This is a genomic window from Salinicoccus albus DSM 19776 (assembly GCF_000385175.1).
Classification (GTDB): domain Bacteria; phylum Bacillota; class Bacilli; order Staphylococcales; family Salinicoccaceae; genus Salinicoccus; species Salinicoccus albus.
This window is the reverse complement of sequence record NZ_ARQJ01000032.1, coordinates 165132-179501: the sequence shown is the minus strand read 5'-3', so window position 1 is coordinate 179501 and position 14370 is coordinate 165132. Positions and strand designations below refer to the sequence as shown.

At 42.3% G+C, this 14370-nt stretch carries 14 protein-coding genes; 11 read left to right on the top strand and 3 right to left on the bottom strand.

Annotated features, from left to right (window positions below):
* Positions 1–6 precede the first annotated feature (6 nt).
* From rpoD to G343_RS0112220, 4 genes are all read left to right on the top strand, one after another.
* Positions 7–1116, top strand: a complete 1110-nt coding sequence (rpoD, locus tag G343_RS0112235; protein WP_020008443.1) for an RNA polymerase sigma factor RpoD — start codon at positions 7–9, stop codon at positions 1114–1116.
* A 114-nt stretch (positions 1117–1230) separates the two neighbouring features.
* On the top strand, positions 1231–1653 hold the full coding sequence (locus tag G343_RS0112230) for a c-type cytochrome (protein WP_020008442.1): 423 nt from the start codon (positions 1231–1233) through the stop codon (positions 1651–1653).
* 71 nt (positions 1654–1724) lie between these two features.
* A complete protein-coding gene (locus tag G343_RS0112225) occupies positions 1725–2393 on the top strand; it encodes a tRNA (adenine(22)-N(1))-methyltransferase (protein WP_020008441.1) in 669 nt (222 codons plus the stop codon).
* Complete coding sequence (locus tag G343_RS0112220; RefSeq protein ID WP_020008440.1) at positions 2394–3467, top strand: Nif3-like dinuclear metal center hexameric protein; 1074 nt, start codon at positions 2394–2396, stop codon at positions 3465–3467.
* Between the two features lie 37 nt (positions 3468–3504).
* Here G343_RS0112220 and G343_RS0112215 read toward each other — a convergent pair whose 3' ends face one another.
* Positions 3505–4467, bottom strand: coding sequence for a 4-hydroxy-3-methylbut-2-enyl diphosphate reductase (locus tag G343_RS0112215; RefSeq protein WP_020008439.1), 963 nt, complete (start codon positions 4465–4467; stop codon positions 3505–3507).
* Positions 4468–4611: 144 nt separating this feature from the next.
* Between G343_RS0112215 and G343_RS0112210 the strand changes: the two genes are divergently transcribed.
* The 5 genes from G343_RS0112210 (at position 4612) to G343_RS0112190 (ending at position 9008) form a co-directional block, all read left to right on the top strand.
* Entirely contained in the window at positions 4612–5928 is a 1317-nt protein-coding gene (locus G343_RS0112210; protein WP_020008438.1) for a DEAD/DEAH box helicase, read from the top strand.
* A 12-nt stretch (positions 5929–5940) separates the two neighbouring features.
* The gene (locus G343_RS0112205; RefSeq protein ID WP_026366393.1) at positions 5941–6849 is read left to right on the top strand and encodes a deoxyribonuclease IV; all 909 of its coding nucleotides are present in this window, start codon (positions 5941–5943) and stop codon (positions 6847–6849) included.
* A gap of 128 nt (positions 6850–6977) precedes the next feature.
* Positions 6978–7760: a metal ABC transporter ATP-binding protein gene (locus G343_RS0112200; protein WP_020008436.1), complete on the top strand. Its 783-nt coding sequence runs from the start codon at positions 6978–6980 to the stop codon at positions 7758–7760.
* Complete coding sequence (locus G343_RS0112195) at positions 7757–8614, top strand: metal ABC transporter permease (protein WP_020008435.1); 858 nt, start codon at positions 7757–7759, stop codon at positions 8612–8614. Before G343_RS0112200 ends, G343_RS0112195 begins: the two co-directional genes overlap by 4 nt.
* Positions 8583–9008, top strand: a complete 426-nt coding sequence (locus tag G343_RS0112190; RefSeq protein ID WP_020008434.1) for a Fur family transcriptional regulator — start codon at positions 8583–8585, stop codon at positions 9006–9008. The genes G343_RS0112195 and G343_RS0112190 overlap by 32 nt, the downstream gene beginning before the upstream one ends.
* Before the next feature lie 55 nt (positions 9009–9063).
* Here G343_RS0112190 and ispG read toward each other — a convergent pair whose 3' ends face one another.
* Together ispG and G343_RS0112180 are read right to left on the bottom strand one after the other, a co-directional pair.
* Entirely contained in the window at positions 9064–10176 is a 1113-nt protein-coding gene (gene ispG / locus G343_RS0112185; RefSeq protein WP_020008433.1) for a flavodoxin-dependent (E)-4-hydroxy-3-methylbut-2-enyl-diphosphate synthase, read from the bottom strand.
* 96 nt (positions 10177–10272) lie between these two features.
* A complete protein-coding gene (locus tag G343_RS0112180) occupies positions 10273–11016 on the bottom strand; it encodes a DUF1189 family protein (protein ID WP_020008432.1) in 744 nt (247 codons plus the stop codon).
* Between the two features lie 177 nt (positions 11017–11193).
* On the opposite strand from G343_RS0112180, the gene G343_RS0112175 reads away from it, so the two are divergent.
* On the top strand, positions 11194–11796 hold the full coding sequence (locus G343_RS0112175) for a superoxide dismutase (protein ID WP_020008431.1): 603 nt from the start codon (positions 11194–11196) through the stop codon (positions 11794–11796).
* 367 nt (positions 11797–12163) lie between these two features.
* Complete coding sequence (locus G343_RS0112170) at positions 12164–14281, top strand: peptidoglycan D,D-transpeptidase FtsI family protein (RefSeq protein WP_020008430.1); 2118 nt, start codon at positions 12164–12166, stop codon at positions 14279–14281.
* The last annotated feature ends 89 nt before the right edge of the window (positions 14282–14370 follow it).

The window sequence follows — 14370 nt, the reverse complement described above, 5'->3', positions numbered from 1 at the left end:
CTTTAAATGGCAGAGAAGAATGAACAAGCAACTGAAACGAAAGATGTAGAGCTGTTCACTTCCGTTGATCAGGTAAAGAACTTTTTACTGGAAAAAGGGAAGAACTCCGGGCAGCTTTCCCACGAGGAAATCGCGGATAAATTGTCCAGCTTTGAACTGGATGCCGATGCAATGGATGAGTTTTTCGATGAGTTGAATGAAAATGACATACAGCTCATTAATGAAAAAGATTCCTCAGATACAGATGAAAAATTAAACCTCCACGATATGAGTGCACCCCCTGGCGTTAAAATAAATGACCCGGTGAGAATGTACTTGAAAGAGATCGGCAGAGTCGATCTTCTCAGTGCACAGGAAGAAATCGAACTGGCCAAAAAGATCGAAGAGGGTGATGAAGTTGCCAAAAGCCGTCTGGCTGAAGCAAACTTGCGCCTTGTCGTGAGCATTGCCAAGCGTTATGTCGGCAGAGGTATGCTCTTCTTGGATCTCATCCAGGAAGGAAACATGGGACTGATTAAAGCTGTAGAGAAATTCGACTTTTCCAAAGGATTCAAATTCTCAACTTATGCCACGTGGTGGATCCGCCAGGCGATTACGCGTGCAATAGCAGATCAGGCCAGAACGATCCGCATACCGGTTCACATGGTCGAAACGATTAACAAGCTGATCAGAGTGCAGCGTCAGCTGCTCCAGGATCTGGGCCGTGAACCTGTACCGGAAGAAATCGGTGAGGAAATGGACCTGCCGGCTGAAAAGGTAAGAGAAATTCTTAAAATTGCACAGGAACCTGTATCCCTCGAAACACCGATTGGTGAAGAAGATGACAGTCATCTCGGGGACTTCATCGAAGACCAGGAAGCACAGAGTCCGTCTGACCACGCTGCTTATGAGCTGTTGAAAGAACAGCTTGAAGGGGTGCTGGATACTCTGACCGACCGAGAAGAAAATGTGCTCAGACTGCGCTTTGGACTCGATGATGGCAGAACTCGCACACTTGAAGAAGTGGGCAAAGTTTTTGGTGTGACGAGAGAACGAATTAGACAGATTGAAGCAAAAGCACTTAGAAAACTCAGACATCCCAGCAGAAGTAAAAGGCTCAAGGATTTTATGGACTGATAAAAATTACAACAGTGTAATTTTTATCGCAAAAATCTTTTGACTTTATGAGTATTTCATATACAATTATAATTGTGATTATGTAAATGGTAAGAGATTTGGGGGGAAATTAAGATGAACAAAAATCCTGTTGTGCCTTTTTTACTTATTATTTTCCTGGGAATAGGTCTCATTTTCCTGCTTTCTTCTCAAGGAGCAAACGCTCCGGAAGATGAAGGCGGAGGAACTGCATCTAATGAACAAAGCGGTCAAGGAGACAGTGGAGAAGGCGGTGAAGAAGGCGGCGAAGGCGGTGGCAGTGAACAGGCATCTTCCGGCGACTTCGATGCTGAAGGTTTTGCCCGCGATAACTGTGCGTCATGTCACGGTGGGGACTTCTCCGGCGGAATGGGACCCGCACTGGCAGGTACAAGCTTGTCTGAAGAAGACTTCTCTTCAACTGTCAGAGAAGGACCGGCTTCCATGCCCGCGTTCAGTGAAGACCAGATCGCCGATGAGGATTTAACAGCGCTCTATGAATATTTAGCAGAGCAATAACTGATTTAAAACTTCCGCATATATAAGTGTGGAAGTTTTTAATTTTTAATGGATGGCGAAGGAAAGATTCTATGCTTGATAACAGACTGGAAACAGTCAGCACATACATAAAAGGAACTGTTTTGGCCGATATAGGATCAGATCATGCATATCTGCCTATCTTTGCAATCAAAAATAAAATGACAAACCGTGCCATATGTGGTGAAGTGGTGAAAGGGCCATATGAATCAACAAAAGAGAATATTAGACGTAATGAGCTTACTGATCTCATTGAAGCCAGACTGGGCGCCGGCCTGGAAATCTTAACACAGAATGACAATATAGATACGATAACGATATGCGGAATGGGCGGCCCTCTGATTGCAGAGATACTTACATCTGGTTTTGATCATGTGAAAGGTAAGCCCCGGCTGGTACTGCAGCCCAACACATATTCATTTCCGTTACGAAATGCGTTGGTTGGCCTGGGGTATAAAATAATGGACGAAACAGTCGTTCAGGAGGGCGCACATTTTTATGAAATTATTGTTGCTGAACCGGGATATGAAAATTATACAGAAAAAGATTTGAAATTCGGCCCGATTCTGCTGCACAAACGGGAAAATGCGTTTATGGAGAAGCTGAAACGGGAAGTTGCACATCAGAGACGTATTTTATATAATCTTGAAACCCATTCGAAAAATGATTCGAAAGTTGAAGAGACAAAAAGAAAGATACAACTGATTGAAGAGGTGTTATAGATGGATGTTTATGCACTGATGGAAACGCTCGATGAAATTGCTCCCTTTAAAGACAGTGCATCCTGGGATAATACAGGACTTCTTGTCGGAGATGGAAATACGGAAGTTACCGGTGTGCTGACGACACTTGATTGCCATCCAGAAACTGTGGACGAAGCAATTGAGCATAAACTTAATGTCATTGTTGCCCACCACCCGGTCATATTCCCTAAAATCTCTGCTGTGACAGAAAAAGGGATCGGTCCAGTCATCAGGAAATTAATCAAAAATGATGTCAATCTGATTGTAATGCATACAAACTTAGATCACCAGCCGCACGGTGTCAGCCATATGATAGCGGAAAAGCTCGGATATACTGAAACGAACACTTTGATCAGCCACAAAGAGAGTTACAGAAAGCTGAGGATAAATATACCGAGGGAAAGTGTAGAACAGCTGAAGAGTGATCTTGCTGAAGTCGGTGTCGGCGAACAGGGAGACTATTCAGACTGTTTCTTCGAATATCCGGTCAAGGGACAGTTCAGACCGGGCAGGGATGCAGATCCTCATACAGGGAAAAATAATGAACTTAAAACCACTGATGAATATGTTGTAGAAGCAATTTTTGAAGCGTCAGAGGAACAGAAAGTTATCAATACGTTATACAAAACCCATCCTTATGAAGAACCCGCATATGATATAATCAGTCTGCATAAGCGCGGGGAAAAAGGTCTGGGCGTTTCATTTGAATTTGAAGGTTCCCTTGAAGATTTGGTCTCAACGATAGAAACGAAAACCGGTCTGGCCGCCGTCAATATTGTCAAAGGGAATAACCATCCCATCAAAAAAGTTGCACTCATTGGCGGCTCCGGAATGAGTTACATCGATCAGGCGTTTAAGGAAGGTGCAGATGTTTTAATCACCGGTGATGTAAAATATCATGAAGCATATGATGCCAGGCTGATCGGCCGGAATATTATTGATACAGGGCATTATATGGAATATGTAATGGCGGACGGACTGAAAGAGCTGATTGATGAAAAGATCGAATTGAATGTCCAATCTACTGAAGTATCTACAAATCCATTTTCATAAAAAAAGCCCTTATTTGAGGGCTTTTTTTATGAAAAACTTAATCCATAATCTTAACCGGTTTCGGTTTTTTGATGTTTGGCAGTATCTTATGTTTCGGTACTGTTGATTTTGGCTCTTCTCTGTTTTCTTCATCAAAGTTTTTAATAAAATCAGTAACCTCTTTGACAATCGGTGTCGGTGTGGAAGCGCCGGCTGTAATTGCAACAGAATCAATACCTTCAAACCATGATGTATCCAGTTCATCCAAAGAAGTGATGCGGTGCGCATTTGTATGTGCAATATCTTTAGAAACCTGGGCAAGACGTTCTGAATTGTTACTCTTAGGGTCTCCGACCACAATCAGGAGTTCAGCCTGTCCTGCCTGTTCTGCGACAGCCTCCTGGCGGACCTGTGTGGCCAGACATATTTCCTTATGCACTTCTATATGCGGGAATCTGTCTTTCAATTCATCCATCAGATGGCTGACATCCCACTGGCTCATTGTGGTCTGGTTAGTAACAAGCAGTTTCTTTTCTGCAATTTGAGCAGGCAATGCTCTCACATCCTCAATTGTTTCGACCAGATGGACGTGCTCTGGTGAAACACCGACAGCACCTTCTGGTTCCGGATGGCCTTTTTTACCTATATATACAACATCATAGTCATTCTCTGCCTTTTCTCTGATTAAATCATGTGTAACTTGAACATCGGGGCATGTGGCATCTATACAGGTAAGTCCTTTTTCTTTGGCACGCTGCTTCACCTCAGGCGATACACCATGAGCAGTAAAGACAACTGTGCCTTTTTCGACCTGTTCAAGAATTTCCAAACGGTTCGGACCGTCCAGGGTAATAATGCCATCCTCTTCGAAAGCATCTGTCACATGCTGGTTATGAACAATCATACCAAGAATGTATATCGGGCGGGGCAGTGTCTTATCCATTGCAGCATTACGTGCAATGACCATTGCATCAACTACACCGTAACAATATCCGCGGGGGGTAATTTTAATAATATCCATGAAGAATTCCTCCTTAATCTGTATTATAACGAATATCAAGCGTCTTTTAAATCATTAGATCGTTTGAATAAGTGAATTATAGCGTCCCGGACACATTTAAGTTATAATTGTAATCGAGTTTATAAATAGGAAACAGGTGAAAGAATGAGTAATGCGTTCAAAAGGTTTAAATTTGATGAAGCTATGCTAAAGGCCATAGAAGACATCGGCTTTGCACAACCGACCCTTATACAGGAACGGGTCATCCCGAAAGTCCTGAAAGGTGAAAATGTTGTCGCTCAGTCTGAAACAGGCAGCGGTAAATCACACGCTTTTCTTCTGCCGCTCATATATCGGGTGTCAGCAGAAAAGAGACATACTCAGGCTGTGATACTGACACCGACCAGGGAACTCGCCAAGCAGCTTCACGCTATGACAAATGAGATCCTCAAGTCATTTCCAGCGATACGTGTCCAATCCTTTATCGGCGGTACGGACTTCACAAGAGATGAACAGAAGGCCGGGAATGCCCCTCATATTGTCATCGGTACTCCGTCCAGAGTTAAAGATTTGATGTCTTCAGGCAGTCTGGATATTCATCATGCAGATAATGTTGTCGTAGATGAAGCCGATCTGATGATCGATCTCGGGTTCCTGGAAACGGTGGATAAAATTGCTACAGCACTTGGAGAAGACGCCAGATTGCTCGTATTTTCTGCCACAATCCCGGAAAGGCTGCGTGTATTTCTTAAAAAATATGTCGGTGAGGTGGAACCGATATATATCGAACAGCAGAAGAATCAACCTTCAATCCATTACAGCCTGGTGCCGGTTAAAGGGAATCAAAAAACAAAAAAGGTGCTGGATATCGTACGCGATGTAACGCCTTATATCGGTTTGATATTTGCAAATTCCAGAGAGCGTGCTGATGAGTTATTTGACTATTTAAATGCCGAAGGTGTGAATGCAGGGCTTTTCCATGGCGGATTGAACCCCCGAGAACGGACAAAGGAAATCAAGAAAATACGTTCTCTCCATTATGAATGGATTGTCGCCAGCGATCTCGCATCACGCGGTTTGGATATTGACGGAGCATCACACGTGATAAATTATGATATCCCGAAAGAGATCGAATTTTTCACCCACAGAGTCGGCCGTGTCGGCAGAGGGACATATGAGGGCACAGCCATTACACTGTATACACCGGATGAAGAACATCAGGTGAACCTTATAGAGAAAAAGGGATACCACTTGAAGCATGAAGATCTTAAAGGTGGAGAACTTGCGCCCATCAAACCTAGAAATAAACGGGCAGCCAGACAAAAAAGAAACACAGAGACAGAGAAAAATATTGAAACCAGGGTCAAAAAACCTAAGAAAGTCAAACCGGGCTACAAGAAAAAAAGAAAAGAAGAGCTGGAAACACTTAAACGTCAGGAGAGACGTAAATACGCAAAGCGCAATAAGAAAAAAAGAAGATAGAGGATGGATAAAATGCTTTTAGGATCTCATGTATCAATGAGCGGTAAAAAAATGTTGGAAGCAGCCAGTATGTCCGCTGAAAGTTACGGGGCCAATACATTTATGATCTATACCGGCGCCCCCCAGAACACAAGAAGAAAAAAGATAGAAGATCTGAATATAGAAGCCGGCCAGAGACATATGGAAGCACATGGTATTTCCAATATTGTTGTACACGCACCTTACATCATAAATATCGGAAACTCGGAAAAGCCGCATGTATTTGAACTTGGTGTTGATTTCCTGCAGGAAGAGATAAGACGTACTGAGCATCTGGGCAGCAATCAGATTGTACTGCACCCCGGCAGCCATGTCGGAGCCGGCGCAGAGACAGGCATCAGGAAAATCATTGAAGGATTGGATGAAGTCCTCTCCTCAAAACAGAATGTGCAGATTGCACTGGAAACGATGGCTGGCAAAGGTTCTGAAGTGGGGAGAACGTTTGAAGAAATCGCACAGATTATAGATGGCGTTACAAATAATGACCGTCTGAGTGTGACTTTCGATACATGCCACGTTCATGATGCCGGTTACGACATCGTCAACGACTTTGACGGTGTACTTGAAGAATTCGATCGCATCATCGGTAAAGACAGACTCAAAGTACTTCATATTAATGACTCTAAAAATGCGCGCGGTGCACATAAAGACCGCCACGAAAATATCGGGTTCGGCCACATCGGGTTCGACCCTCTGACGTATATCATTAATCATCCTGAATTCAAAGATATTCCTAAAATTCTTGAAACGCCGTTCGTCGGTCCGGATAAGAAAAACAGAAACGCGCCATACAAACATGAAATAGCAATGATTCGCAATGGAGAATTTATACCTGAACTCAAAGAACAGATCAACCCGATGATGAAAGATTTGGAAGTTTAACATGCTGAATTAAGAGACTGCATCTGATTTTACAGATGCAGTCTCTTATATTTCGTAATCATTCCTATTTACAAATCGTAATGATTACTGTATGATAACACAATGACTATTGTAAAGGGGTACTCGGCATGGAACAGCCAATATTTGAACTTAGAAATATTTCCTATACGTATAAAGATAAGTTGGAGACTACTCCTGCACTCAGAAATATCAATCTGAAAATCGACTCGGGTGATTTTGTAGCACTTCTGGGACCGAATGGTTCTGGAAAAACGACTCTGATCAAACTGATGCTAGGGATCATCAAACCTCAAAAAGGTGAAATACTGATAAATGGTAACAGTTTAAAAAGTTTTAATGCATGGCAGGAAGTTGGCTATGTATCACAAAAATCCGGCAGCTTTTCAAAAGGGTTTCCTGCGACTGTGAGTGAGGTGGTCCTCAGTGGCCTGACAAAAGAAAAGGGCTTGTTTAAGAGGTTCAACAGGCAGGATAGAAAAAAACTGCATGAAGTACTGGATCTGTTAAACATTAAGGATTTAAAGGATAAAAATATTTCCTTGCTCAGCGGCGGTCAGACCCAGCGTGTCTTTATCGCCAGGGCCTTAATCAATAATCCCGCCATTCTGGTTCTGGATGAGCCGACAGCGGGGATCGATGCAAAGCACGTAAAAGCGTTTTATGAAGTGCTTCTGCGGTTGAAAGAGCGTAATGTAACAATTCTTCTTGTCTCGCATGATATCGGTGTGGTCGTTGATCACGCAGATGAAGTCGCCTGCCTGAATGAACATCTTCATTTCCACGGCACAAATAGCGAGTTCAAAAATCTGGGCGAGGCCGAACTTTCCAAAATATACGGATTCCCGCTGCAGCTGGTCAGTCATGATCACGAGAGGAAGTGCTGCAATTGATAGAAGCACTGATGGAATATGACTTCATAAGATTTTCATTCATCAGCGGTATGATTGCTGGCCTCATCGCTCCGTTGATTGGCACTTTCATTGTTATCAGACGCTTATCGCTGATTGCGGATGCATTAAGCCATGTAACTTTAGGCGGTATCACATTTGGTGTTTATCTCTCTGCCCTGATCGGCACAACCATCAACCCGCTCATTACCGGCATCATATTTTCAGTCACGGGGGCACTTGGGATAGAAAGACTCAGGACAGTGTACAAACATTATCAGGAACTGGCAATTCCAATTATTATGAGCCTTGGGGTCGCACTGAGTGTACTGTTCCTGTCACTTGCTGACGGATTCAACCAGGATCTGTTCGGTTATCTATTCGGCAGTATCAGTGCTGTAAATATTACTGATCTGACACTGATTGCTGTTATCGGCGTGTTTGTTTTACTGTTTATTTATTTTTTCTATAAAGAACTGCTGCTTGTATCATTTGATGAAGAATACGCCAACGTGATGAATATCAGCAAATGGATACATTTTTTGTTTATCATCGTCGTCGCCCTGGTCATCAGCGCATCGATGAGAATCGTGGGCATTTTGCTGGTCAGCGCTTTGATGACATTGCCTGTGGCTGCTGCGATGAGAGTGACATCAAGTTTTAAACAGCTCATGGCAATCAGTGTCATATTGGGTGAAATCTCCGTTATTTCCGGTTTGTTCCTGAGCTTTCACCTGAATATCTCGCCTGGAGGTACAATCGTACTTGTATCCCTCCTGATATTATCAATTACAATTATTCTCGATCGCTTAGGAGTGAGTAAAAATGAACGGACAAATGAAACAATACAAGAGTAAATTAAAGGATAATGGATTGAAAATCACTGAAAAAAGGATACGGATGATTGGCATTTTCCTGGACGAGGAGAGATATTTAAGTGCCAGGGAACTACAGGGTAAAATGAATACAGAGTATCCCGGGATCAGTTACGATACAATCTATCGCAATCTTTATACTTTAAACGATATCGATATCCTGGAACAAACAACTCTTGATGGGGAAATGCAGTATAAAATCTCATGCACCACCCGCCATCACCACCATTTCATATGTGAAAACTGTGGGGATACAAAAGTGATTCACTACTGCCCGGTCCAAACCTGGCAGAAAGAATTGGAAAATGTCGAAATCACGAATCATAAAGTGGAATTATATGGATTATGTGGAGAATGTAAAAATGTTTCTGCATAAGAAATGCCGCCTTATCAGTAAAATATGATAAGGCGGCATTTCTATATCCAATCTATTATTTTGCAGCTTCTTCTTTAGCTTTACGTGCTTTTTCATAATGTTTTTCTGCAAGTATGTCGACTTCTTTCTTAAGTTCTTCCACCATCGTTTCTTCGGGTACCTTACGTACTGTTTTACCATGCATAAAGAGCAGACCCTCACCCCTGGCGCCGGCGATGCCGATATCTGCTTCTCTGGCTTCGCCCGGGCCGTTTACGGCGCAGCCAAGTACTGCCACTTTGATCGGGGCCTTGATGTTGGATATATATTCTTCAACTTCATTGGCAATTGAAATCAGGTCGATTTCTATCCGTCCGCATGTCGGACAGGCAATCAATGTTGCGGCGTTACTTGCCAGTCCGTAAGTCTTAAGGACCTCTTTGGCAACTTTAACTTCTTCAACTGGGTCGGCTGACAATGAAACCCTCATTGTACTGCCGATGCCTTTGGAAACTATGGCTCCAAGCCCCGAAGCACTTTTAACTGTACCTGCGAACAATGTGCCGCTTTCTGTAATCCCTAAATGCAGCGGATAATCAAATGCGGCAGCTGCTTTTTCATATGCTTCAATTGCAAGATTGACATCTGATGCTTTCAGAGATACAACAATATCATGAAAATCCAATTCCTCAAGAATCTGAATATGGTGGAGTGCACTTTCTACCATGCCGTCAGCTGTCGGGTAGCCATATTTTTTTATAATGTGCTTCTCGAGACTGCCGGCATTCACTCCAATACGAATTGGAACGCCTTTTTCTTTACAGGCCTCTACAACAGCTTCCACTCTTTCACGTTTGCCGATATTCCCAGGATTGATACGAATTTTATCCGCGCCGCCCTCAACTGCAAGAAGTGCCAGTTTATAGTCAAAATGTATATCTACAACAAGCGGTATGTTTATCTGTTTCTTAATTTCAGGTATAGCGAGCGCATCTTCTTCTTTTGGACAGGCCACACGGACAATCTGACATCCGGCTTCTTCCAGACGGTGTATCTCGCTGACAGTCGCTTCAACATCATGAGTTTTCGTCGTTGTCATACTCTGTATAATAATCTGATCAGCGCCGCCAATCGTTAAATCGCCAACTTGAACCTCTCTAGTTTTAGTACGGTGTGTTAATTGAGACATAACCAAAACTCCCCATATAAAGTAATACTCTAAATCAAATGTCATTATACTAGATATTCTTTCAAAATGTAAATGTAATGCTTCGAAACATACAGCTTATCTTTTGCGCTTATCCAGTGGTATTTTCTTAAAGTAATGCCAATAGAAAGGCAAAGATAACAAATACAGCCACCATAGAGCGCTGCCGGTGGAAATCTGTATGGCAACAATCGGAATCAGCATCAATACTGTGACAAATGTCGAGAATTTAAACCAGCTCATGAATCTTGACTTTTTATTATACAATAATGATAGCAGGTGGGGGAAATAGTTTGCGGTTGTCATTAAAATTACTGTAAAAAACATGATGAGTGATACATAAAACGCAATATAGACCATTACATAGAAATATAGACTTGAAATCTGGCGGTCGATGAAAGTTTTTAAATCTTCATCATTGGAAATCTGCGATATATATGAATAGTCAAAGCCTGAATCCTGGATATCCTTGATATAAATGCCATTTTTTAAAAATCCGAATAACACCGCTTCTCCGATCTCCTCCGATTCATGAGTCGTGTACTGATCGGTAAACAATATATCGTTGTTCCCTAAAGATACCGTCTTACTCTCGCCAGTATATTCACCCCCCAATATTTCGAATTCAGGAATTTCTTCATCAAATTCCGATAAGCTGGAAACTGCCTGCACCGAATTTACAAGCGTAATGATATTCGGTGCAGCAATGAGGAGTGAAATGATGAAAATATTCAGGATTAAATACCTGAAATGCGCTGCTCTGAATAATGCATAATTTTCAAAAGTAACCAATCTTTTAAAATAGCTGATATATTCTTTCATGATTTCATTTTGTCCTTTTTCCTGTGAAATTAATATAGGTCCGGGCCATTAGTTAAATTTTGGACACATTTCATACCTATGGCCGATTCGCTCCATCGTAAAGCATTACATTTGTTATTTTAACACTGCATTGATATATTTAGTATGTAATCATTAAATTATGGAGGGGAATTAGCTATGGCTTTTGAATTACCAGAACTACCTTACGCTTATGATGCGTTGGAACCAACCATTGACAAAGAAACAATGGAAATCCACCATTCTAAGCACCACAACACTTATGTAACGAAATTAAATGCTGCAGTAGAAGGTACAGACCTTGAAAGCAAGTCAGTAGAAGACATCATCAGAAATCTGGATTCAGTGCCGGAAGATAAGAAAACTGCTGTCAGGAACAATGGCGGCGGCCACTTGAACCACTCTCTATTCTGGGAAATGCTTACACCTGACGCAAAAGAAATTTCAGGTGACATCAAAGATGCCATCGAATCCAAATTCGGCTCTGTAGAATCTTTCAAAGAAGAATTTGAAACTGCAGCTGCTGGCCGTTTCGGCTCTGGCTGGGCATGGCTTGTTGTAAACAACGGTGAACTTGAAATTGTTTCAACACCTAACCAGGACAACCCGGTAACAGACGGCAAACAACCGGTGTTCGGTGTAGATGTCTGGGAGCATGCTTATTATCTCAAATATCAAAACAGACGTCCGGAATACCTTAAAGCAATCTGGAACGTTGTCAACTGGGACAAAGTAAACGAACTTTATAAAGCAGCAAAATAATTTCTGAATTAAGAACGGGACAAATCATTTGTCCCGTTCTTTAATTTTTTAAAATTCTCGATGTACATCAAAGTAAATAAGCGCTGCCCTTAATGAAATGATAAAAAGCCAGTGTTTCATAAAGAAGATTCTATTGAGTCTGGAGACAGATAATTACAAATATCTGTCTTTTAAAACATTATCGATAAATATTCACTCCTTTTCTCTTAAACAATGAATATCATTGTTATAATATCTACAGGAGTTTATGCTAGAATAGCTTTACGGAATGAGAGATATAAAGGAATGAGTGGTATTGAAAAGAGCAAAGATTAAAAGCCTTCAAGCAATAAACAGGCAGATCCTTAAATCAAGGGTAAATATAATAATGATTGCCGTATTTCTGCTGTGCCTTGTGCTTATTCTCAGGTTGGGATATCTGCAGATTTTACAGGGTGATACATACCAGGAACAAGTTGAAAATGCGCAATATGTCGAAATTAATCAGAGTGCCCCCCGCGGTGAGATATATGACCGGAACGGCAACCTGCTTGTCGGTAATGAATCACAACGGGCCATTTATTTCACACGGCACAGGAATATGAACAGCAATGAGATCATGGAGGCAGCCGAAGACCTGAGCGGTTATCTGGATATGGACACCGAATCGATCAGTCTGAGGGATAAGCAGGACTACCTGGCCCGGGAGTACCCTGAAGAAGTAGAAAGTCTTATGGGTGAGGAATCAACCCTGTTGGAAAACGGGAACATCACTCAGGAAGCGTTCAATGAGGAGCTTTATAACAGAGTAGGGGAAGAGCAGCTGGATTCGATTTTAACTGATGAGGATTTAAACACACTTGCGATATATGTAGAAATGATTAATGCGCCGGAATTGAATCCCGTCACTGTCAAAGGTGAAGATGTTTCAGAAGAAGAATTTGCCAGAGTGAACGATAACTTGGAGAATCTTGATGGCATCACTACGGGCATGGATTGGGAAAGAACCTATCCGTATGATGATACTTTAAGAACCATTTTCGGGGAGGTCTCCTCCTCAGAAGAAGGATTGCCGAGAGAACAGGTCGAATATTATATGTCGCGCGGCTATTCGAGAAATGACCGGGTGGGCCAATCCTACCTCGAATTCCAATATGAAAACACCCTCCGTGGAGAAAAGGAAGAGGTGAAATATTCCACAGACAAGTCCGGTGAGATTATTAATCAGGAAGTGACAGAGCCCGGGAAATCGGGAGATGATCTCTACCTGACTATAGATATGGAGTTGCAGCTTGAACTTGAAGAGGTTGCAGAATACCATTTAACAGAAATACGTGAGATGGCAGAGGAGATCCAGCAGAGAAATGAAGAGACCGGGGAAATCGATTATACAATTATTCCTGAACATATTGATACAGTAGTTCTGGCTGTACAGGATCCGAATAACGGCGATCTTCTGGCCATGGTCGGCAAGCAGATCAACGAGGAAGGGGAAATTGTGGACTATCATCATGGTGCGCTTACCTCCACTTATACTGCAGGTTCATCGATCAAAGGTGCTACCGTGGCCACCGGATACCAGAATGATGTGATTGAAACGGGAGAAGAAATTGTCGATGCGCCGATGTCATTCAGCGGTGAACGAACGATTAGCTCGTTCTTTAACCAAGATGACTCAGTCACCGTCAACGATCAGACTGCTTTAATGGTTTCATCCAACGTCTATATGGTTAATACCGCCCTGAGAATGGCTGGTATAGATTATTATGACGGCATTTCTCTGCCAAATGATATTTCAGATGCAGGCCAGACACTGAGAAACGGCCTGAGTCAATTCGGACTGGGCGTATCAACAGGTATTGACCTCCCCAATGAAGCGACAGGTTTAAGCCCTGAATTGACCAATAATCCGGGAAACTATCTGGACCTGTCCATTGGGCAGTATGATACTTATTCGGCACTGCAGCTGTCACAGTACGCTTCAACGATTGCAAACGATGGCCAGCGGATCCAGCTTCATTTGGGTAACGAAGTCAGAGGGAGTGATTCCAATGCCAACGGTCCTGTGCTGCAGTCGTACAATGGCAATGTACTGAACAATGTTAATCTGAGCGATGAACAGCTAAATCAGATTCAGGCAGGTTTTTATGATGTCTTCAATACTCACGAGCAGCAAAGAGACTTATATGGTACCGGCTGGGATGCATACCATAATCTTGAACCTGCTGCTGCCGGAAAAACTGGTACAGCAGAAGCGTTTAAAGAAGGTGACCCAGTACTGAATCAGACTTATGTAGGGTACGCGCCATATGATGATCCCGAAATGGCTTTCTCAATAATTTTCCCATCAACACCAAGTACCGAGCCGTTCTTTCCGACACAATACATGGGTGCCGATGTTATAAACAAATATTATGAAGTTGAACACGATGCGGAACCGGTCGAGCTCCATCAATATGATACAAATGACTTCTATCAGCAGCTCGTTTACGGCAGCTATGATTAAAACCACCCTTTGAGGTGGTTTTTTTCTGCATTTACATAATCTTTACAAAGCATTCATTCGATATTTACATTCAACTAATAGAATATACA